This is a genomic window from Amycolatopsis kentuckyensis, assembly GCF_002155975.1.
Taxonomy (GTDB): domain Bacteria; phylum Actinomycetota; class Actinomycetes; order Mycobacteriales; family Pseudonocardiaceae; genus Amycolatopsis; species Amycolatopsis kentuckyensis.
Map to the genome: position 1 here is coordinate 1 of NZ_MUMI01000251.1, position 19,513 is coordinate 19,513.

15 protein-coding genes and 1 pseudogene are annotated in these 19,513 nt (G+C 67.9%); 12 read left to right on the plus strand and 4 right to left on the minus strand.

Features of this window, described 5'->3' with window-relative positions; translation table 11 throughout:
• Positions 1–344: pseudogene (locus CCN39_RS23900) on the minus strand (hypothetical protein); the annotation flags it as partial.
• Positions 341–799 (minus strand): MarR family winged helix-turn-helix transcriptional regulator, encoded by a 459-nt coding sequence (locus tag CCN39_RS23905; protein WP_244210972.1) that lies wholly within the window; start codon positions 797–799, stop codon positions 341–343. The pseudogene CCN39_RS23900 and the gene CCN39_RS23905, both read right to left, overlap by 4 nt.
• Positions 800–989: 190 nt before the next feature.
• Between CCN39_RS23905 and CCN39_RS23910 the strand changes: the two genes are divergently transcribed.
• On the plus strand, positions 990–2,336 hold the full coding sequence (locus CCN39_RS23910; RefSeq protein WP_086845495.1) for an FG-GAP-like repeat-containing protein: 1,347 nt from the start codon (positions 990–992) through the stop codon (positions 2,334–2,336).
• Positions 2,337–2,372: 36 nt separating this feature from the next.
• On the opposite strand, the gene CCN39_RS23915 is transcribed toward CCN39_RS23910, so the two are convergent.
• On the minus strand, positions 2,373–3,236 hold the full coding sequence (locus tag CCN39_RS23915) for a DUF1963 domain-containing protein (protein ID WP_086845497.1): 864 nt from the start codon (positions 3,234–3,236) through the stop codon (positions 2,373–2,375).
• Positions 3,237–3,260: 24 nt separating this feature from the next.
• The gene (locus tag CCN39_RS23920) at positions 3,261–4,337 is read right to left on the minus strand and encodes an ArsR/SmtB family transcription factor (RefSeq protein ID WP_086845499.1); all 1,077 of its coding nucleotides are present in this window, start codon (positions 4,335–4,337) and stop codon (positions 3,261–3,263) included.
• 116 nt (positions 4,338–4,453) lie between these two features.
• Between CCN39_RS23920 and CCN39_RS23925 the strand changes: the two genes are divergently transcribed.
• The 11 genes from CCN39_RS23925 to CCN39_RS23975 all read left to right on the plus strand — a co-directional run bounded on the left by CCN39_RS23925 (position 4,454) and on the right by CCN39_RS23975 (position 19,508).
• On the plus strand, positions 4,454–5,203 hold the full coding sequence (locus CCN39_RS23925; RefSeq protein WP_086845501.1) for an amino acid ABC transporter permease: 750 nt from the start codon (positions 4,454–4,456) through the stop codon (positions 5,201–5,203).
• On the plus strand, positions 5,203–5,931 hold the full coding sequence (locus tag CCN39_RS23930; protein WP_086845503.1) for an amino acid ABC transporter ATP-binding protein: 729 nt from the start codon (positions 5,203–5,205) through the stop codon (positions 5,929–5,931). The genes CCN39_RS23925 and CCN39_RS23930 overlap by 1 nt, the downstream gene beginning before the upstream one ends.
• A 21-nt stretch (positions 5,932–5,952) precedes the next feature.
• Entirely contained in the window at positions 5,953–6,774 is an 822-nt protein-coding gene (locus tag CCN39_RS23935) for an ABC transporter substrate-binding protein (protein ID WP_086845505.1), read from the plus strand.
• Complete coding sequence (locus tag CCN39_RS23940) at positions 6,774–8,651, plus strand: CocE/NonD family hydrolase (RefSeq protein ID WP_086845507.1); 1,878 nt, start codon at positions 6,774–6,776, stop codon at positions 8,649–8,651. Before CCN39_RS23935 ends, CCN39_RS23940 begins: the two co-directional genes overlap by 1 nt.
• A 156-nt stretch (positions 8,652–8,807) precedes the next feature.
• The gene (locus CCN39_RS23945; protein ID WP_244210973.1) at positions 8,808–9,629 is read left to right on the plus strand and encodes an aminoglycoside phosphotransferase family protein; all 822 of its coding nucleotides are present in this window, start codon (positions 8,808–8,810) and stop codon (positions 9,627–9,629) included.
• 249 nt (positions 9,630–9,878) lie between these two features.
• Positions 9,879–10,145: a hypothetical protein gene (locus tag CCN39_RS23950; RefSeq protein WP_208630341.1), complete on the plus strand. Its 267-nt coding sequence runs from the start codon at positions 9,879–9,881 to the stop codon at positions 10,143–10,145.
• 403 nt (positions 10,146–10,548) lie between these two features.
• Positions 10,549–13,161 (plus strand): ATP-binding protein, encoded by a 2,613-nt coding sequence (locus tag CCN39_RS23955; RefSeq protein WP_158104540.1) that lies wholly within the window; start codon positions 10,549–10,551, stop codon positions 13,159–13,161.
• Between the two features lie 34 nt (positions 13,162–13,195).
• Positions 13,196–14,029 carry a DNA-3-methyladenine glycosylase family protein gene (locus tag CCN39_RS23960; protein ID WP_244210974.1) on the plus strand — a complete coding sequence of 278 codons (834 nt, stop codon included), beginning with the start codon at positions 13,196–13,198 and terminating at the stop codon, positions 14,027–14,029.
• Entirely contained in the window at positions 14,026–15,543 is a 1,518-nt protein-coding gene (locus CCN39_RS23965; protein WP_208630342.1) for a B12-binding domain-containing radical SAM protein, read from the plus strand. Before CCN39_RS23960 ends, CCN39_RS23965 begins: the two co-directional genes overlap by 4 nt.
• 1 nt (position 15,544) lies before the next feature.
• Complete coding sequence (locus CCN39_RS23970; RefSeq protein WP_086845515.1) at positions 15,545–16,039, plus strand: NUDIX hydrolase; 495 nt, start codon at positions 15,545–15,547, stop codon at positions 16,037–16,039.
• A gap of 139 nt (positions 16,040–16,178) precedes the next feature.
• Complete coding sequence (locus tag CCN39_RS23975) at positions 16,179–19,508, plus strand: hypothetical protein (protein WP_143264127.1); 3,330 nt, start codon at positions 16,179–16,181, stop codon at positions 19,506–19,508.
• The last annotated feature ends 5 nt before the right edge of the window (positions 19,509–19,513 follow it).

Genomic DNA, 19,513 nt, shown 5'->3' on the forward strand with positions numbered 1-19,513 from the left:
GCCGCTCTGCCCACGGGCAGCCAGGCGAACGGCAGCGGCAGCACGGTGAGCGCGCTGCCGACGACGACGATCGCCAGCGTGGCGAGAATCGCGGCCCGCCGGTGCGGCCCCGCGCCGAGCCGGCCGAGGACGGGTGTGGCAACGGCGCCGCTGAGCAGGGCGATGGTCAGCGTCCACTGCGCGCTGTCGAGGGAGACGTGGAACGTGGTCGCCACGCTGGTGATGAGTGGCGTCCCGAGGCTGGCGACCGCCGCCACGACCAGGGCGACGAACACCAGGGCGGGGACCAGCAGTCGTGCCCCGGAACGCAGCGGGGAAGTGCTCAGGTGCTGGTCCGAGGTCACCGCTCCGCGCCCTCTCGGGCGTGGTTTTCGAGCTCCGCCAGATGCAGCAGCGCCGGCAGGGCCGCTGCCAGGGCCTCGACCTCGTCGCCGGTGAGTTCATCGATCAATCGCGCGTACGCGTCAACGCCCGCCTGACGTCGCCTCCGGACGTAGGACGCGCCGGCCTCGGTCAGGCACACCAGCGTGACCCGCTTGTCGGACGGATCCCCCTTCCGTTCGACCAGCCCGGATTCCTCCATCACCCGGACCAGAACGGTCATCGCGGGCTGGGTGACCCCCTCGGCGGCCGCCAGATCGGTGATCCGTCGCGGGCCGGTCTTGTCCAGGGTGGCCAAGGTGGCGGCGGACGTCAGGCTCAGGTCACGGGGAAGACGTCTCACGGCCCTGGTGGCCAGCCCGTAGAGGGCCGCCCCGATGGCATCTGAAGTGCCGCGCACGGCGTCTCGGCGACCCACGGCCGAAGCATAGCAGGTTTATATGAATCCTTTATGCATCTTCCGGTCAGGGTGCGGCGACAGCTGACTCTGGGCATCCCACTACGCCGATCGGCTGGTTTCAGGCGAGCAATGTGCGTCCCGACGTCCGGCGAGCGACCTTGCTCAGCCGGGTTCCTGCGGACTGGAGGACGTAGTGAGTCGAAGACGGATGCTGATCGCACTGGCCATCGCCTTGCTCGCGGGGCTGGTTCTCGCGCCGATGGCCAGAGCGGGTACGGACGACTACCCGTCGCAGTGGCGTAACGCCGCCCAGGACTCGACGAGCGACTCGTGGGGGTACTACAACCGTGAGTGCACCAGCTTCGTCGCATGGCGGCTGCACGCGCGCAACGGATTCGAGATGCCAACGGCCATCGGCCATGCCGGCAACTGGGGCTCCTGGTTCTCCGCGCACGGGTACGCCGTGAACGGAACCCCGGGGGTCGGCGCGATCGCCGAATCGTCCGGGCACGTCGCGTGGGTCGAAGCAGTGAACGGCGACGGCACGATCACGGTCGAAGAGTACAACTACAACTACACCGGCACGTACAACGAGCGCCGCGTCGCCGCGTCGATGTTCCACTACATCCACGCGCGCGACATCGCGGATGTCGGCACTCGCCTGCTGGGAGACGTCAACGGTGACCACAAGGCCGACGCCGTCGTGATGTACCGCGACAGCGGGTCGGCGTTCGTCGGCCTCTCCACCGGAACCAGCTTCGGAAACCCCGGTCAATGGAGCTTCGGCCACTCAGTCGGCGCGAGCAGGTACTTCCTGGGCGATGTCAACGGCGACAGCATGGCTGACCTGGTGTCCTTCTTCGCCACCTCCGGCAACTGGTACGTATCGCTGTCATCCGGCAGTGGCTTCTGGTCACCGGCACAGTGGGCCGCAGGTCAGGCAGTAGGCACCAGCAAGCAGTTCCTCGCCGACGTCAACGGCGACAGCATGGCCGACCTCGTCACCTTCGACGCCAACACCGGCGACTGGTACGTCTCGACCTCCTCGGGCAGTGGCTTCTGGCCGCCCACGCGGTGGATCCAAGGCCACGGCTACGGAAGCAGCCGGCAACTGGTCGGGGACTTCACCAGTGACGGGAAGGCGGACGCCGCGGTCTATTTCGCCTCGTCCGGAAACTGGTATGTCGGCCTGTCCACCGGCAGCAGCTTCGGCTACCCCGGGCAGTGGTCGGCCGGGCACGGCATGAACAGCGCCAACCAGGTTGCCGCCGACATCAGCGGCGACCACCGAGCCGACATCGCCTACTACTACACCTCGGGCACGTGGGAAGCCGGAACCTCGTCAGGATCCGGCTTCTGGCAGCCGACCTACTGGGCCTACGGCCAGGGTGGCGGTTCCACCGACCAATTCGTGGCCGACGTCAACGGCGACGGCATGGCCGACGAGGTGACCTTCTTCTCCTCAGGAGGCGACTGGTACGTCGACACCTCGTCCGGCTCCGGGTTCTGGGGACCACCACAGCTCTGGATCCACGGGCTCGGCGCTGGTTCGTAGGAGGCCCTGCGTCAGAAACAGTCGCGGCCCGGGTGGCTAGAAACCCTCGACCAAGGCGACTGCCTGCTCGTAGTCCCCGTCCCGGAACGCCTTCGGCGGCAGGACGAAGTGCACGTAGCCGCCGTCGCCGAGGTCGTGGTGGCCGATGGTGATGAAGTGGCGGTACGGCTCCTTCAGCTGGGGGAAGCTGTTCTCCAGGTGCGGCCAGCCGAACGCCTGGTCGGGCGAGAAGGAGACGTCCTCGTACTTGTACAGGCCCTGCTCGCGCTCACAGAACTCGAGCCAGGAGTCGCCGAGGCGGTCGGAAGCCAGCCAGCCCGGCATCGACCGGTAGTAGACGGAGTCTTCGGTCTCCCCGCCGTAGTCCACGGTGTCGAGGACCGGGTCGTAGGAGACTCCGTACATCGAAGGCAATGTCACGACAGGCACCGCGCAGAACGGCTCCGGGGCGTGGATCGCTGCCGGTGCGGGGGCGGCCTGCTCGACTGCCAGTGCCCGGTCCGCCGGGATGATCCGGCAGCATCGCGGGTCGTCCAGGTCCAGGAGGGGCGCGCCCGCGAGCACGTATCCGCGCTGGATGTCCGGGTCGAAGAAGAAGATGTTCAGCAGTCCGTCGGGTGGGCGTTCGTCGCCGAGCCAGGGGCCGAGCGCATCGACGTCCAGGACGGCGAACAGGCTGAGCGGGACGCCGTCGTGCTCGGGCCACGGCGTGCCGGGATTCAGCAACGCCGGACCGCCCCACCTGCCGAGGCCGGCCGCGGTGACGCCCGGCTTCACCGGACGCAGCCCGAAGCCGGGTTTCGCCAGCGCCGCGACCTGGGTCCCGATGTGCTCGCCCAGCTGCTCGACGCACAGCTCCCGCACCCTCGCGCGGGCTTCCGCAAAGCTGCCCCAGCTCATCCCGACATTATGCGCGCGGCACGGTCACCGCATGATCGTGGTCAGCAGGTCCACCCCGAGCTGCATCAGCCGCTGCAGGTCGAGGCGGTGCTGGACCATCCGGCCGTCGCGGCGGGAAACCAGCAGCCCCGCCTGCCGCAGGCGGCCCAGGTGGCGGGACACCTGGGGCACTGTCATCCCCGTCCGGGCCGCCAGATCGGACGTCGTGATCGGCTCGTTCACCAGGTGGCGGCACAGCGACAACCGGGCCGGGTCGGCGAGGATCGCCAGCCGCAGGCGGACCTGGGCCAGCGTGTCACCGGCGCCCTCACCCACGACCGGGAAGTGCACCACCACCGGGAACGCGCTGTCCACCTTCACGATCAGGTGCGGCCGCGCGTGCACCGACGGCACCAGCAGGCACCGGCGGCCGCGCAGGTCGGCGCGCAGGGACTGGAGCTTGTCGAACACCACCGACGGCGGCTCGTGCCGCACCGCCGCGTTCGGGCTCAGCGACGCCAGCGTCTCGGCCACCGACAACGCGCCGAGCCGCGCCCGCACCGCCACGCACTCGCTTTCCAGCCGATGCGCGACGCGCGCCCACTCGTCGGCGAAGAACTCCTCGGCGCACGCGCGCAGGACGTCCAGCAGGTCGGCGCGAAACGCCTCCGGATCGCCGACGAGGAGGCGGGCCAGCTCGCCGCGGCCGAACGACCGCCGCTCGCACGCGACCACGAACGCCTGCCGGGCGGCCGGATCGCCGAGCAGGTCGCCGAGTTCGACCAGCCCACCGTGGATCGCCTCGGCCGCCGTCTCGGTGAACAGGTCCAGCCGCAGCGCTTCGACCCGGTGCAGCTCCTCCTCGAACGTCTGCCCGAGCGGCAGCTCGAACGGCAGCAGCAACCGGCACCGGCGGCGCGCCCACAGCGGCGCGTAGGTGTCCAGGCGGGCGTGCAGCGACGCCGACGTGTCCGCGCGGACCCGGGTGAGCCACGGCCGCACCTCGAAGTGGTGCTCCGGCTCGGCGATCGAGTGCAGGCAGGCGAGGAGTTCCGCCAGCGGCGACACCCCGGCGACGAGGTCGGCCGCCCGGGCTCCCTGAACCGTCAGCACCACGGACATGCGCCCAGCTTAGAGCCGATGTTTACCGCGGTCGCGGTAAACATCGGCGGCACCGCGGCGAAACGGACCTAGCCTTCCGGGAATCCGGCCGCCACCGTGACCCGAGAGGCCAGGTCATGCACGACTTCCTCCGTACCTTCTTCGATCTCGGCGAGATCCTCGACGTTTTGCCGGCGCTGCTCACCGAAGGGCTGCGCAACACCCTGCTGATCGCGGCACTGGCGATCGCCTTCGGCGTCGTCGCCGGCGTCGGACTGGCCATGCTCCTGCTGTCCCGGCGGCGGCTGGTCCGGCTGCCCGCCCGGATCTACGTCGACGTCTTCCGCGGGCTGCCCGCGATCGTCACCGTCAGCCTGGTCGGCGTCGGCCTCCCCGCCGCGGGCCTGCGCCCGTTCGGCCGTGAACCGCTCGGCTACGCCGTTCTCGCCATCGCGCTGATCTCCGCGGCCTACTCGGCCGAGATCTTCCGCTCCGGCATCCAGGCCGTCCCGGCCGGGCAGCTGCACGCCGCGCGCAGCCTCGGCATGCCCTACCTCACTGCCATGCGCGTGGTCGTCGTCCCCCAAGGCGTCCGCAACGTCCTGCCCGCGCTGGCCGGCCAGTTCATCATCGACGTCAAGGAGAGCGCACTGGTGTACCTGCTCGGACTCGGCTTCGGCCAGCGGGAGCTGTACTTCATCGCCCAGGAGCGGCAGGCGGCGACGTACAACTCGTCCGCGCTCGTCGCCGCGGGGCTCTGCTACCTGCTGCTGACCATTCCGCTCACCTATGCGGTGAACCGGCTCGACCGGCGCATGCGCGAAGGCCGCCGCTTCACCACGGCCCCCGTGCCGGCCGCCTCCGTCCCGGCGAAGGCGGTGGTCTGATGTCCGCGGTTTCGGTGCGCGGCCTGCACAAGCGGTACGGGCCGATCGAAGTGCTCCGCGACGTCGACCTCGACGTGGTCGCCGGGGAGACCGTCTGCGTGATCGGGCGGTCCGGATCCGGCAAGTCCACCCTCCTCAAGTGCCTCAACCTGCTCGAAGCGCCGACGGCGGGCGAAATCCGGATCGGTGGCACGGCCATCACCGGTCCCGGAGTGGACGTCGACGCCGTCCGCGCCCGCGTCGGCATGGTGTTCCAGCACTTCAACCTGTTCCCGCACCTGAGCGTGCTGAACAACGTCACCGCCGCGCTCCGGCACGTGCGCCGGCTCGGCAAGGACGCCGCCGAGGCCGCGGCCATGACCCAGCTGGAGCGGCTGGGCCTCGCGCACCTGGCGCGGCAACGGCCCGGCCGGCTCTCCGGCGGCCAGCAGCAGCGCGTCGCGATCGCCCGCGCGCTCGCCATGGAACCCCAGGTGATGCTCTTCGACGAGGCGACCTCCGCACTCGACCCCGAGCTGGTGAAGGACGTCCTCGACGTCATGCGCACGCTGGCCGCGGAGGGCATGACCATGCTCGCCGTCACCCACGAGATCGGCTTCGCCCGGGAGGTGGCCGATCGCGTGGTGTTCATGGACGACGGCCGCGTCGCCGAGTCGGGCCCGGCCCGCGCCACCCTCGACGACCCGGAAACCCCGCGGCTGCGCGACTTCCTCGCCCGCGTCCTCTGAACCGTCCGGAAAGGACACTCCATGTTCCGCACCGCCATCGCCGTGTTCGCCGGCGCACTGCTGCTCGCCGGCTGCGGCAGCTCCTCGTCCGCCGACAACCCGTACGGCCTGCTCGAACCCGGCACGATCCGCGCCGCGACCCAGACCAGCCAGCCGCCGTTCGCCTTCGGCGACCCGTCGGGCAGGCCGGTCGGGTTCGTCGTCGACCTCACCGACGAAGCCGCCAAGCGGCTCGGGCTGAAGGTCGACTACAAGGCGACGTCGGTGACGTCGTCGCTGGCCGGGCTGACCAGCCACCAGTACGACCTCGCCGCCGCCGGGCTGGGCGTCACCGACGAACGCCAGAAGAGCGTCTCCTTCACCAAGCCGCTGTTCTGGAGCACCACGGCGGTGCTGACGGCCGCGAAGAACCCCGCGTCGAAGCTCACCGACTTCGGCGGGAGGAAGGTCGGTGCGGTGACCGGGTCGACGCAGGAACCGTTCGTCCCGGCGAAGATGCCGGGCGCCGTCCCCATCGGCTTCCCCAACGCCAACGCCGCGGTGAGCCAGCTGCTCAACGGCAGCCTCGACGCGTTCGTCGTCGGCGGCCCCGACGCCGAACACTTCCTCAAGCAGTACCCCGCACTGCGCCGGGCCGCCTCCGCCCCGGTGGAGCACCCGACGTCGATGGCCGTGCCGAAGGACCACGGGGCGCTGCTGACCGCGCTCGACCAGCAGCTCGGCGCGATGGTCGCGGACGGCACCTACGCCCGGCTGTACCGCAAGTACTTCACCACCGCCCCGCTCCCCCAGCTCGTCGCCGCGTGGCCGGCGCTGGGCGCGCAGTTCGAAGGCGGGCTCTGATGGGGAACTGGGAACGGCTGGCCCTGCCCGGCGGCCGGACCTGCTGGCGGCAGGTGCTCGACGTGCCCGCCCGCGACGGCACGGCCCTGGTCGCCGACCTCTACGCCGCGCAGCCGGAGCCACCCGCCGGGCCGGTGCTCCTGGAGCGCACGCCCTACGGCCGCCGGCTCGCGCGGCCGTCCGACGGAGTGCTCGGGCCGGACGACCCGCCGGCGCCCGAAGTGGTCGCCGAGCGGTTCGTCGCGGGCGGGTACCTGGTCGTGCGCCAGGACTGCCGGGGCCGGGGCGATTCGGGCGGCACGTTCACGAAGTACCTCAACGAAGCCGAAGACGGCTACGACACCGTCGAGTGGATCGCCGCGCAGGACTGGTGCGACGGCCGGGTCGCGACGATGGGCGTCTCCTACTCCGCCCACGCCCAGGCCGCGCTGGCGTCGCTGGGCGCGCCGCACCTGGCCGCCATGTTCCTCGATTCCGGCGGCTTCGCCAGCGCGTACGAAGCCGGCACCCGGATGGGCGGAGCGTTCGAGCTGAAGCAGGTGACCTGGGCGTTCCACCGCGCCCGCACCAGCGCGGAAGTCCTCGCCGACCCGGTGCTGCGGGCCACTTTGGACTCCGAGGACCTGCGCGCGTGGTTCACCCGGATGCCGTGGCGGCGCGGCGCCACGCCGCTGCGGTTCGTCCCCGACTACGAGAACTACCTGCTGCAGCAGTGGGAACACGGCGTCTTCGACGACTACTGGCGGCAGCCCGGCATCTTCGCCCGCGGCTTCTACGACCACTTCCCGGACGTCCCCAGCCTGCACATCTCCAGCTGGTACGACCCCTACATCCGCACCGCCACCGAGAACTTCCGCGAGCTCGGCCGCAAGAAGCACAGTCCCGCCTACCTGGTGCTCGGGCCGTGGACGCACGGAGCCCGCAGCGCGCGTCACGCCGGTGACGTCGACTTCGGCCCCGAAGCGCCGCTCGACGGCAACCTCGACGACGACTACGTGACGATGCGGCTGCGCTGGTTCGACGCCCACCTGGCCGATTCGGGCGAACCCCCGCCGCCGGTGCGGTACTTCCTGATGGGCGGCGGCTCCGGGCGCCGAACCGCCGAAGGACGGCTCGACCACGGCGGCCGCTGGCGCACCGCGACGGCCTGGCCGCCGGAGAACGCCGAGCACCGGCGGTTCCACCTGTGCGCGGACGGCGCGCTCGCACGCACCCCGCCGGACGGCGGTTACCTGGAGTACGACTTCGACCCGCACCACCCGGTACCGACGCTAGGTGGCCAGGTCACGTCGGGAGAGCCGGTGATGAGCGGCGGCGCGTTCCACCAGTGCCCGGACGAGCGCTTCTTCGGCGCGGCACCGCCGTTCCTGCCGCTCGAGAGCCGCCCCGACGTACTCGTCTTCCAGACCCCGCCGCTGCGGCACGACCTGGCGGTCACCGGGCCGGTCACGGTGCGGCTCGCCATCTCGTCCACGGCCGCCGACACGGACTTCACCATCAAGCTGGTCGACGTCCACCCGCCGAGCGCCGACTACCCGCAGGGCTTCGCGATGAACCTCACCGACGGCATCCTGCGCTGCCGCTACCGGAACTCCTTCGCCGAGCCGGAGCCCCTGGAGCCGGGCGAGGTCTACGAAATCACGATCGAAGCCCCGGACACGGCCAACCTCTTCCGCGCCGGCCACCGAATCCGCCTCGACATCAGCTCCAGCAACTTCCCCCGCTTCGACGTCAACACGAACACGGGCGCCCCCGAAGTCGGCGACCGGCGCAAGGTGGTGGCCACAAACCGCGTCCACGTCGACGGGCGATCCTGGCTCACGCTGGCGGTGCTGCCGACCGAGGCGGTTCAGCCGCCGTCTTCGCGGGGTGAGTAGTGAGATGCTGCGGGCTGATCTGGACGCGCGCAACACGGGGGTGTGATCACGGTGGACGAGCTGTCCGAGAAGGTCCGGCGCTGGGCGAGCGACGCGGTGGGAGGCGGCGCCCAAGTGGCGACAGCCACCGGCCTACGACAGGGAGCCAATCCGTGGTTGCTGACGTTCGAACCGGGTGGCCGCCACGAAGCGGCCGTGCTGCGGCTCGGGGACCCCACTGATCCCGACCATCGCCGGCGGTTCGCCACCGAGGTCGCGGCACTGCAGGTCGCCGGCGACCACCAGCTGCCCGCGGCCCGCCTGATCGCCACCGACCTCGACGGCTCCGGAGCAGGCGTGCTGGCGGTGCTGACCACCGTCCTGCCCGGGCACAGCCGGATCCCCTCGGTCGCCTCCACCGAGCGGCTGCGGGGTCTGGGAGCCACAGCGGCCGCACTGCAAGCAGTCCCGTTGGCGCCCCGGGCCGCGCTGCCGCGGCGGACCCGCTCGATCGCGGACGTCGACTTCGCCGCCCAACGCCGGGAAAAGGGCACCACCGCACTGCTGACGGCTGCGGAACAACGCCTGGAACAACTTCCCGTACCCACCGGCCCGACCGCCTTCGTGCACGGTGACCTGTGGTTCGGAAACACCCTCTGGTCCGGCGACCGCTGCACAGGCTTGGTCGACTGGGACTGCGCGGGCGCCGGATCACCGGGAATAGACCTCGGCGGCGCACGCTTCGACGCGGCCCTGATGTTCGGGTTACCCGCCGCCGACCAGGTCCTGAAAGGGTGGCAGCGCGCCACCGGCCGACGGGCGGAACAGGTCGCGTACTGGGACGTCGCCGCGGCGTTGACTACCTTGGCCGACATGGCGTTCTGCATCCCGGCGCTCCACGACCAGGGCAGATCGGACCTCGACGCAGACGTTCTCGGGCAACGCCGGGACGCCTTCCTCACCACCGCACTGAACCGACTCGGCGGCCAATCGTGTTGACCGTGCGTCCGGTCCGCGTGCCGTCGCCGCGTCGTGGCCGATCGTCGACGGAGGTGCAGTGGATCACGGCCGATCGTGCCGACGACCCGCCCGGGACGACGAGTCCTCCGGACCAGCACCCGAGTTCGTCGTCGCCGGGTCCAGGGCGATCGGGAGATGGGGCCGGGTGAGCTCAGCGATCAGCCGGATCACGGCGGAGACGCAGCATGCTGCCCAGCCGGCATGATCGACAGGTGCTGCACAGGCGGCGTGCGCCCCGAGTCGAAGGCCGAGAAACGTACGCAACGAGTCGCGGCGATTCGCCGGGAGATCGAAGCGACCGAGCTCAAGAGCAACCGGACCCTTCGCAACCTCGAGCTGTTCGACAAGCCCGACGCAGACAACGCCGAAAACGGCACCTCTACCGTTGCCATGCTCGTGCTGTCCCGACCAAGCGCGGACAACATCTGCATGCGCGATTGCGTCCGCTGGCCTGAGAATATCCACCACGGTGGCGCTCTCCACCTGCCACCGTGAACGACGAACATGACCGCCGCAGAGGCGCTGTCAGTTGTTTCTGTCCGGCAACCGATCTCGACGGGCATCGGGCCGACGGGGAGTGTCGACTGTGATGGCTGCGACGGCGGCGGGCGAGGGGGACACCTGTCAGACACCCTCCGGCCGATTGATCGCGCCTCCGGTTGAGGGCGACCTCGTCGGTGCGTTGTTTACGAACAGGCTTGGTCAGCTTGACTTTCGACGACCTTACGCAGGACTGGACCGCTGGTGGCGGGCCATGACAGAGCAACACCCGACGTTTGCCTACGCAGAGGAGCACCACGGCGAACTCAGTAGCGACCATCACGGGTTCGCAGCACGGCTCGCACAGCCGGCAAGTGGCTGTGGCCCCCGTCGGCGTTCCCATGGTGAGCCACGAGGCATGGACCCGTACCTGCGCCGGAGGCATCCTGGTGTGATGACCTTTAAAGCGGTACACCGGACGATCCTCGTCGTGGACGTGGAAGGTTTCGGCGCGCCGACGAGGACCGATCGCGACCGCTTGGCCGTTCGGCAAGGTCTCTACTCGGTTTTGAAAACCACGTTCGAGAACATGAACGCCATGTGGGACCACCACGAAGACTGCGGCGACGGACTCCTCATCCTAGTTCACCCCAGGGTCCCAAAAAGCGTGCTGGTGGACGATTTACCGGACTCCCTCGCTCAATCGCTCGAAAGTCACAACGAACGCCATCCCCCTGCACAGAACATAAGATTACGTGTTGCGCTGCACGCCGGCGAGGTGCACATCGACGAGACCGGCGTCACTGCTACGGCGGTCAACGTCACCTTTCGGCTCATCGACTCCGATGAGCTCAGGCATGCCCTCAGACGCACTCCCGCGACCATCGCGCTGATCGTGTCTTCGTGGTTCTTCGACGAAGTCGTCAAGCACAGCCTGACGAGTACCGAATATCGCCCAGTCCGGATAGAGGTCAAGGAAACCTCCACGATCGGCTGGATCCGGGCATCCGACGGTCCTGATCTGCCGAGTCCGGTCACCCCGAACCAGCTCCCAGCGAAGCCAGCGCATTTTTCCGGTCGTGAAGATGAACTGGTCGAACTCAATCGCAAAGTGAACGGCATCGATCGACAGCTCTTCGTGATCACCGGTCCGGGGGGCATGGGAAAAACAGCGCTGGCGCTGCACTGGATGCATCAGTTGAGCCACCGGTTCACCGACGGGTCACTGTACGCCAACCTCGGCGCTGATGCACTGCCTGGCGAAGTTCTCGGTCGGCTGTTGCACGATCTCGGCGTGTCTCCGCCACAAGCGCAAGAAGAACGAAAAGCTGTTTTCAGGACCGCAACACAGCGGAAGTACCTTTCGATACTGCTGGACGACGCAGCATCCGCGGCTCAGGTCCGAGAGCTGCTTCCGGCGACCGGGCTGGTCGTGGTGACGACCCGCCGCCAACTGCCTGGCTTGATTGCGGACGGAGCCGAGTTTCTCCGCCTCGAACCACTCGACGAAGCAACCGGAGTACAGGTCCTGGCCGCAGCCGTCGGCCGCAGGAGAGTGCTGTCGGAGCTCGTACACGCCGAATCTCTCGTCCGGTTCTGCGCCGGCATGCCGCTCGCGCTGACCGTGGTTGCCGCACAACTCCTGTCTCACCCTCACCGCACGTTGCGGACTCAGGTGTCGTTGTTGCAGGACAACCGAACCCGGCTGGCGAGACTCTCGATCCGCAACGACTTCTCAGTATGGACGGTGATCGACATGTCGTACCAGGCCCTCACGCCGGAAACATCACGCCTTTACCGGCTGCTCGGCCTCCACCTCCGCCCAGAGTTCCCGCTGGGTGCAGCGGCGGCCGCGGCGGGTCGCCCGGCCGACGAAAGCACGGAGCTGCTCGACGAGTTGCTGGACGCAAACCTTCTTGAGGAGGTAGGCGATCAGCGCTTCCGACTGCCGGAGTTGATGCATTTGTTCGCCCGGGAGCGGGCCGAGGCCGAAATTCCCCCAAGCGAGCGAACTTTGGTCAGCCTTTCGATGACTGAGTGGTACCTGACGTGGGCCAAGGCCGCGGACCGGGCAGTGAGAACCGGGCACCGCCGTCTCCCCTATGAATTCACGCTTGCCAACGACGAACGAGCGATATTCGTCGATCGTGCGGGTGCCCTGGCTTGGCTGGAAGCAGAGTTGCCGAACATCGTGGCCGAAGCCCGGCGGGCGATCGACGCGGGCCAGCCTGAATTGAGCTGGCAGCTGTGCGACACCATGTGGTCACTGAGGTTCCGCGTCGACCAGCGGGCCAGCCTGCTGATCTACCGCACCGGCGCACGAGCGGCTGACCTTTGGGGCAACGACTTCGCCATAGCAAGGGCCTACTTTCGCCTCGGCTTGGCCGAGCTGGACGCCGCTGAGCTCGGGGCCGCCGACGAGCACCTGGCCACCGCACTGCGCATCAGGGAACGCATCGGCGACCATCGAGGGGCGACGAACGTCCGCGAAGGACTCGGGCTCCTCGCGCTGCGCTCCGACCCTGCGGAGGCGGTCCGCATTCTCTCCCTCGTCGTGGAGGAGAAACGCGCACAAGGTGGTGCACGACGACTGGGCAGGGCGCTCGTGAACCTCGGGCGGGCATTGCTCACCCAGGGCGAGCCGGCGCTCGCCATCGAGTATCTGGAAGAAGCCGAGCGGCAGTTCTCGACGATGCCCGACGCGGACGACTACGACCATGCGCCGCTCGGGGTGCTCCTCGGCCAGGCCTACCAAGATCTCGGGCAGCACTCGAGAGCCGTCGCCCAAGTGCGGAGCTCTTTGGAACGAGCGATCCGCCTGCAGGCACACCTCGCCCAGGCCGAAGCTCACCAAGCGCTCGGCGCCATGGCCGAACACTCGAACGACTGGGGTGTTGCACTCGCAGAGTACCGCCAGGCAGCGGACATCTTGGAGAGGTGGTCCACAGTGGAGGCCGCGCGTGTCGTGGCCCGCATGCAAGCCCTGAGCGGGAGCGCCCGGCCCGAGCAACCGCAAGAACGAGCCGATTGAGCCTTAGCCCACACCGCTGGCTAAACTTCCGCCGATGAAACGCCCGATCGGCCGAACTGTACCTCTGACCAGGTCAAAGGGGAATTCAACGTGCGCACTGTTCGGCGATCACCCGGGCTGGAAGATCGAGGACGGAACTGCGCGGCGAGTACTTCGCAAAAAGAGCGCGACACGGTGGCTGATTGAGGACCTCGGGAACGGCGACCTCAGTATGCTTCGGCTGTCCGGGGACGACGATCCGCCGATCCAGGACGTCTTCGACCCGAGGACGCTGCCGGTGACCAACGAACTGACCGAAGCACTGGCCGCTCGCGGCCCCTTCTTCCGGGTTCGCAACCCCGACCTCTGGGATGCCCTCGCGACCGGCTTGATCAGACAGGTGATCAGGGCCGGCCAGGCAAAGAAGCTATACCGCCTGCTCTGCGCCGAACACGGTGAGCGATTGGACACCGTGAACGGTCCCTTGTTCTTCTTTCCCGCTCCCGAAGTGCTGCGAAACCTCCCGGACAGCGAGTACAGCCGGCTGGGGCTCTCCTTCAAGCGGGACGCACTGCGCGTCGCCGCCGAGGCCATGCTGGACCATCAAGAAGAGTGGACTGGTCTGTCACCTGACGAGCTGTCGACCGCACTGCTTTCCATCCCGCGAGTCGGTCCGTGGACAGCGGCCGCGGTCGTAGCTGACATCACCAACGATTTCTCCCACTACCCACATGGCGACCTGGCTGTTCGCACCTGGGCCCGCCGGCTGGCCCCGGGCATGCCGTGGCCGGACAGTGAGCAGGCTTTCGCCCGTCACTGGCAACACATCGCGGCAGGACATCTGTCTTGCCTCACCGCTCTTACTCTCGCGCTAGGCGGTACCTCGTGATCGACCCACTCATCGTGGGTGCCGACACCACTCGGCCACTCGACTGCCTCTTCGTCAACGCGCCGCTCCGGGACTACGCGGAGCGTCCCCGGGCCAACGACTTCACCTTGCCCGTCCTGGGCATGGCCTACATCGCTACTTTCGCCGCGGCACAGGGATTCAACGTAGGTGTACTCGACGCCGAAGCCTATGGCCTGGGTATCTCGGCCGCAGCGAAGATCGTCAACGATGCCGAACCGCGCTGGGCAGGCCTGAACCTGCTCGCCCCGACATACGAGCTCAGTGCTGGAATCGCCGAGCAGCTCGACCCGCGGATCAGCCTCGTACTGGGTGGTCACCACGCACGGGCACTGCCCAGCGACATCCTGCACGATCAGCGGATGGCACATTGCGAGGCTCTCATCATCGGCGAAGCGGAAACACGCGTGACCGAGTTGCTCCACGACCTCGACAACCGCACGAAGCTACCCGGTGTGATGTGGCGCGATGCGGCGACAGGTCGAATCCGGGTCAACAACCCGGAAAAGGGTCACCGGCACCTGGCGCCGGACATCAACGCGATGCCGTTCGTGAACCGCACCTACCTGCCGCAGGACCCGTTCTGGACGCCCGAAGGCCGCCTGGAGGCGGCGATGGTGGGCGCTCGCGGCTGTCCCTACGACTGCTCCTTCTGCGGCGCCGCGGTGAGTGCGAATCCGGACGTGACGATCCGAACGCGGCACCCCGACAACATCATCGGCGAGATGTTCACGTTGCGTGAAGAACTCGGCGTCACCGTGTTCCGGTTCGTCGACGACCTGTTTCTGGGCGCACACCGGGTGATCAAGACGATGATGAGTGCGTTCCGCGCGGAGAACATCGGCAAGGACCTCAGCTGGGACGCCACCGGCCGCATTAACGTGCTGCACCGCGAGTCTGACGAGACCCTCGAACTCCTCGCCGCCAACGGACTTCGCGAAGTTGCTCTCGGCATCGAGTCGGGCAGCGACCGGATGCTGAGCAGGATCGACAAGCGGATCACGCGTGAGATGACAAAGGACACCGTTCGGCGGTTGCTGCGGCAAGGGATCAACGTGAAGGGGTACTTCATCCTCGGTATGCCCAGTGAGACCCGCGAAGAGACGGATGCCACCGTGCGCCTGGTCAAAGAGCTGTGGACGATGGCGGACGAAATCGAGGGCGGCACGTTCCGAGCTTCGGTTTTCGAATACCGCCCCTATCCCGGCACGCTCGACTGGCAGCGGCTCGTCGCGGAAGGCAAGTACCGCCGCGAGGAGCTGCTGGCCTACACCGCGGTCGACCTAACGTCGGACGGCTCCGACGAATCCATGCGCGCGCGGGACGAGTTCAACTTCTCGGTCAACCTCCAGTTCTGCGAATCGCCGGTGTCATACCTCCGCGAAAGACTCGTCGAGCTCACCCGGCTGCAGTTCGAGCGCAAACCGGCCAGGTTGGTTCGAGCGCACACCGAGCTGCCCCAGAACCGAACGCCCGTATCACAGCGTGGATCCTGAGATGCCCAGCCGAGCGCACACCATCGTCGACGTCCACCTCCTCTTCATTCATGACGGACAGCTCTTGCTCACCCGGCGAAAAGGCGGGTACGGAGACGGCATGTGGCACCTGCCGTCCGGACACCTCGAGCCGGGCGAGTCGCTTGTCGACGCGGCAGCTCGGGAGGCGGCGGAGGAGGTCGGCCTGCGTCTCAACACGTCAGATCTCACGCTCGTCCACTCGGTTCACGTGCGGGACTCGGGGCCAGAACCTCGATTGGGCTTCTTCTTCGCAGTGAACGCCTGGCACGGTGAGCCGACCAACCTGGAACCGGAGAAGTGCGACGCGGTCACCTGGTTCCCGCTCGACGCACTCCCGGAAAGGATCATCGACTATCCGGGCGCCGGGATCGCCGGCTACCTTTCCGGAACTTCGCTTTCCATCGTCGGCTGGGGCTCGGGCAACCCAAACGGCGCAGAGCCGACCGACCAATCGGCGGTACTGTCGATCAAGTGAGGGTGATGCGGTAAAGGCATGGGCTTCTGTTCAGGTGCCATGCCGTTCCGATTACCGGCGTCGGCAATCGGCGAATACCACGGCAGTGCAGAATACGATGAGGAGCGAGCGGGTCTCTTACCCGGCTTCATGGCGGAGAATGATCTTGCGCCTTGAGTCTCTCGTTCTCAAGTGGTTGCGAGTGCCGTCGGAGGCTCGCTTCGACGAAGCGATGCGCAACGAAGGCAGCAGGCTTGTCGCAAGCGGCATAGGCCTGATCCTCACCTTCGAAGCGAGTTTCACTCGTCCGTTGTCGCCTGACGGGCTGGTACGTGTTATGACCAACGTCGCCCGCCTCGGCGCCGAGGCCGGTGACGATTCGCCGGTCGTGATGGTGCTCGCCGGGTTCGATCGCAAGTCAATCGATGTCGCGGTCGCTCGAGTGCGCCACGGTCGTTATCTGCTGATCGACCAGCCCGGCCGCGGCCGCTGGTGCGGCGGGTCTCCATCGGACTGTGACCCGGAAACCGTGAACACGGTGCTGAGAATGCTTCAGGGCCAGGTGACCGACCGGCTTCACCGCGCATTGGCAGAGGCCGGTCCGGGAGTGCACAACGGGCTTTTCCGCGGCCCGACCCTCAAGCTCACCGACAAGTGGATCGACGTCGACACCGTGCTGCGCGAGGCGGTTGGCACGACGACGGCGGCTTTCCTCATCGCGGGCCAGATGATGGCACACGGGACCAAGCTCGCTCCCGAGACGCAGGTCCTGCGGGTGGCCACCGCCACCATGGAATGGGTTGACGCGGTGGCCCGATGCGCGGGCGTCAAAGCCAACGCCGATGTGATCATCGACGAGTTCGACAGCAGTTCGGAAGAGCTCGAGCGACTCAAGGACGACACACCCATCGTTGTGTGCACCGACCTCATCCTCACCGAAAACAACGCCAAGCGGGCCCTGGCCGAAGTCCTCAACTGGCGGGCCGTCCCGATCCTCGTCCTCACCGCCTTCGACGCCCGCGGACACGGTGGCGACATCACCGTTCTCGACAGCTCGGTGCCCGTCGTGAGCCTCGCCCAGGTCGCGGTGTCCACCTCGATCAGCCACGGCGCCACGCCGGTGGACGTCGACCCGGTCCTGCGGTCGGTCGTCCCCCGGCGCCGTGTCGAACGCCGGTATCCCTGGGACCCAGACGAGTTCCTGGCGGCCTGCTCGGCCGTTGAGCGCTCGCTGAGTCTCGGACACACGGGCCGAGCCGCGCACCGCCACTTCACGGTCAACTTCGACGTCGGCAGGCTCATCGCCGACGGCAGCCCGCTGCGCACGCAGATCGTCGACCGGCTCGTGGCCGAAGTGGTCGCCTGGTCGCCCCAGATGACCTCGCTGGTCATCTGCCACCCCGACCACGCCGAGGAGTACGCCGGAAGACTGGCACGCCTGGTCTCCACCGAGCTGCGACGGGCCCTGCCCGGCGTGACCGTGTCCACCGTGCCGGTCCGGCGCGCGGTCCTTGGCTCCCGCTGGGCCTTCCCGGAAGGGCTAGATGGCATCCCGCCGGAATCCGATGTCGTGGTGCTCGACTGGGGGTCGATCGAGGCCGTCACCATCACCCAGCTCATCCGGCTGGCCGCAGAGGCGGGGGCGGGCCGGGTCTTCGGTCTCGTCTTGCTCTGCCAGCTGCAGGAACACGACGAGCGAGCGCTCACCATGATCCAAGCGGTCCAAGGCACCCGGCTGTCGGGCGAAGGCCCCACCACCGTCTCGGTGCCCACCCGGGTCCAGTTCGTGACCGCCGTCGGCCTCTCGGCGATGCCCTTGAACAAATGCCCGCTCTGCGCGCTGGCCAGGCAGTGGGAAGCGGACACCCACCGCGGCCTGCCGCGCGTCATCGAACGGCACTTGGAGAAGCTGGGAGACACCCTGCGCGTGCGGAGCAGGGCCGAGGTCGCCAACAGCCCGTTCGACGCCTTCGGCGCGCGCACCGAAAACGTCGCCGCCTACGTCCGCCTGAGAATCCGACTGCTGGCTGCTATGCGGGACACCGCCACCAGGCAAATCGTCGCCGACGAGTTCATCGATCTCGCAGCCCACGGCACCCGGACCGCTCGGCATGCCGCGATCAACATCCTGGCCGCCGAACGCCAGTGGCTGAAGCTTCCGCCGCTGCGGTTCGCCAACTGCCGTGAAGCCGTCGCCAAACTCGCTCTGGCCGTGGCGCTCGAGAAGGAGACCAGGCGGCGTCTGCGCCTCCAAGCCGTCATCGTGCTCGTCGCGGCCGCTCCGGAGGTCTTGGTGCACGAACTGCCCAAGCTCTGGGAGTCGTTCAGCGGCAACTCGCTGCTTACCCTGCACCTGCTTTACCAGCTGCACCGGATCGCCGAGCGCAGACGGGGCGACACGCCGGTGGAGCCGAGCGAGTTCCGCGACCAGATAGCGCTGTGCCGGGAGGCGTTGAAGAAGACGCCGTTTCGCGTCCCGGGCGTGCGTGAGGAACTCGCGTGGCAGCTGACCAAGCTGAACTACCGGATGAACATCCGGCTGGTGGGAGAAACGCAGGGTGACGCCCGCAACGCGTGGCGCGCCCTTCGCGACCAGTACCTGCACCGGCTCACTGACCACATCGACGCCGAGTCAGCGATCCTGCAGTTGCGCCTGCACATGGACAACGTCCGCTACCAGGGAGGACTCGATGCCGCGGGGTGGACCACGGTTCGGCGCAACTGGAGCACGGTCGTCACGTTCCTGGCCGACTATCTCCTGCCGTTCCTCCCTTCCCTGGCGGAACCTTTGAACGGCGCCTTCGCCGAGGAGCACTTCGACACCACCGAACGCGAAATCCTCACCGAGCTCTCGTCCGCCGAGTGGGTTCGCTATGTGAACCGGCTCGAAGGGCAGTTCCGGGTACTGCAGGAGGCGGGGGACCAACCAGAACAGGCCCGCAACCGCGATGAGCTGGCGAGAAGTCTCCAGCTTCTGCACGAGACCATCCTCGAGGCCGGCGGCACCGAGCTGGAACTGGCTCGGTTCGCCCACTTCTTGAATGCCTGTCCAACCGAACTGGGCAGTTCACTCACAGCGTGCATACAGAAGTCGGAGAATGCCCGGAACCCGGTGCGCATCACTCTGGACCCCGGGATCATCCCCGAGATCGAAGTGTTCTGCCACGAAGAACTCCTCGAGAACACCATCAACCAGCTCATCCGAAACACGGTCACCAGGAAACATCGCGCACCAGGACAGGAGAACGAGGTCGTCGGCCTGGAGATTTCGGTCACGGTCGACGACAAAATGGTGCACGTGTTCTTCCGCAACACCGGGACCGTGCCCACCGAGGTACCCGGCCGAGGAATCGCCACCGCACAACGAAAACTGGCCGACTTCGGCGGCAGCCTGGTCGAGGCCGCGCCGACCGGAAAGTGGAGTTTCGCGATAGAGCTTCACCTGCGCCGATGGTCGGACGAAACCTGGGAGGGTTCTGCAGGTGCCTGATTCAC

What these genes read in the sequence shown, in the direction of transcription:
- CCN39_RS23940 (WP_086845507.1), top strand. Translation starts at nt 6,774, where the DNA reads ATGGGGAACTGGGAACGGCTGGCCCTGCCCGGCGGCCGGACCTGCTGG.
- CCN39_RS23930 (WP_086845503.1), top strand. Translation starts at nt 5,203, where the DNA reads ATGTCCGCGGTTTCGGTGCGCGGCCTGCACAAGCGGTACGGGCCGATC.
- CCN39_RS23960 (WP_244210974.1), top strand. Translation starts at nt 13,196, where the DNA reads ATGAAACGCCCGATCGGCCGAACTGTACCTCTGACCAGGTCAAAGGGG.
- CCN39_RS23935 (WP_086845505.1), top strand. Translation starts at nt 5,953, where the DNA reads ATGTTCCGCACCGCCATCGCCGTGTTCGCCGGCGCACTGCTGCTCGCC.
- CCN39_RS23925 (WP_086845501.1), top strand. Translation starts at nt 4,454, where the DNA reads ATGCACGACTTCCTCCGTACCTTCTTCGATCTCGGCGAGATCCTCGAC.
- CCN39_RS23915 (WP_086845497.1), bottom strand. Translation starts at nt 3,236, where the DNA reads ATGAGCTGGGGCAGCTTTGCGGAAGCCCGCGCGAGGGTGCGGGAGCTG.
- CCN39_RS23970 (WP_086845515.1), top strand. Translation starts at nt 15,545, where the DNA reads ATGCCCAGCCGAGCGCACACCATCGTCGACGTCCACCTCCTCTTCATT.
- CCN39_RS23910 (WP_086845495.1), top strand. Translation starts at nt 990, where the DNA reads ATGCTGATCGCACTGGCCATCGCCTTGCTCGCGGGGCTGGTTCTCGCG.
- CCN39_RS23955 (WP_158104540.1), top strand. Translation starts at nt 10,549, where the DNA reads ATGGACCCGTACCTGCGCCGGAGGCATCCTGGTGTGATGACCTTTAAA.
- CCN39_RS23975 (WP_143264127.1), top strand. Translation starts at nt 16,179, where the DNA reads ATGATCTTGCGCCTTGAGTCTCTCGTTCTCAAGTGGTTGCGAGTGCCG.
- CCN39_RS23920 (WP_086845499.1), bottom strand. Translation starts at nt 4,337, where the DNA reads ATGTCCGTGGTGCTGACGGTTCAGGGAGCCCGGGCGGCCGACCTCGTC.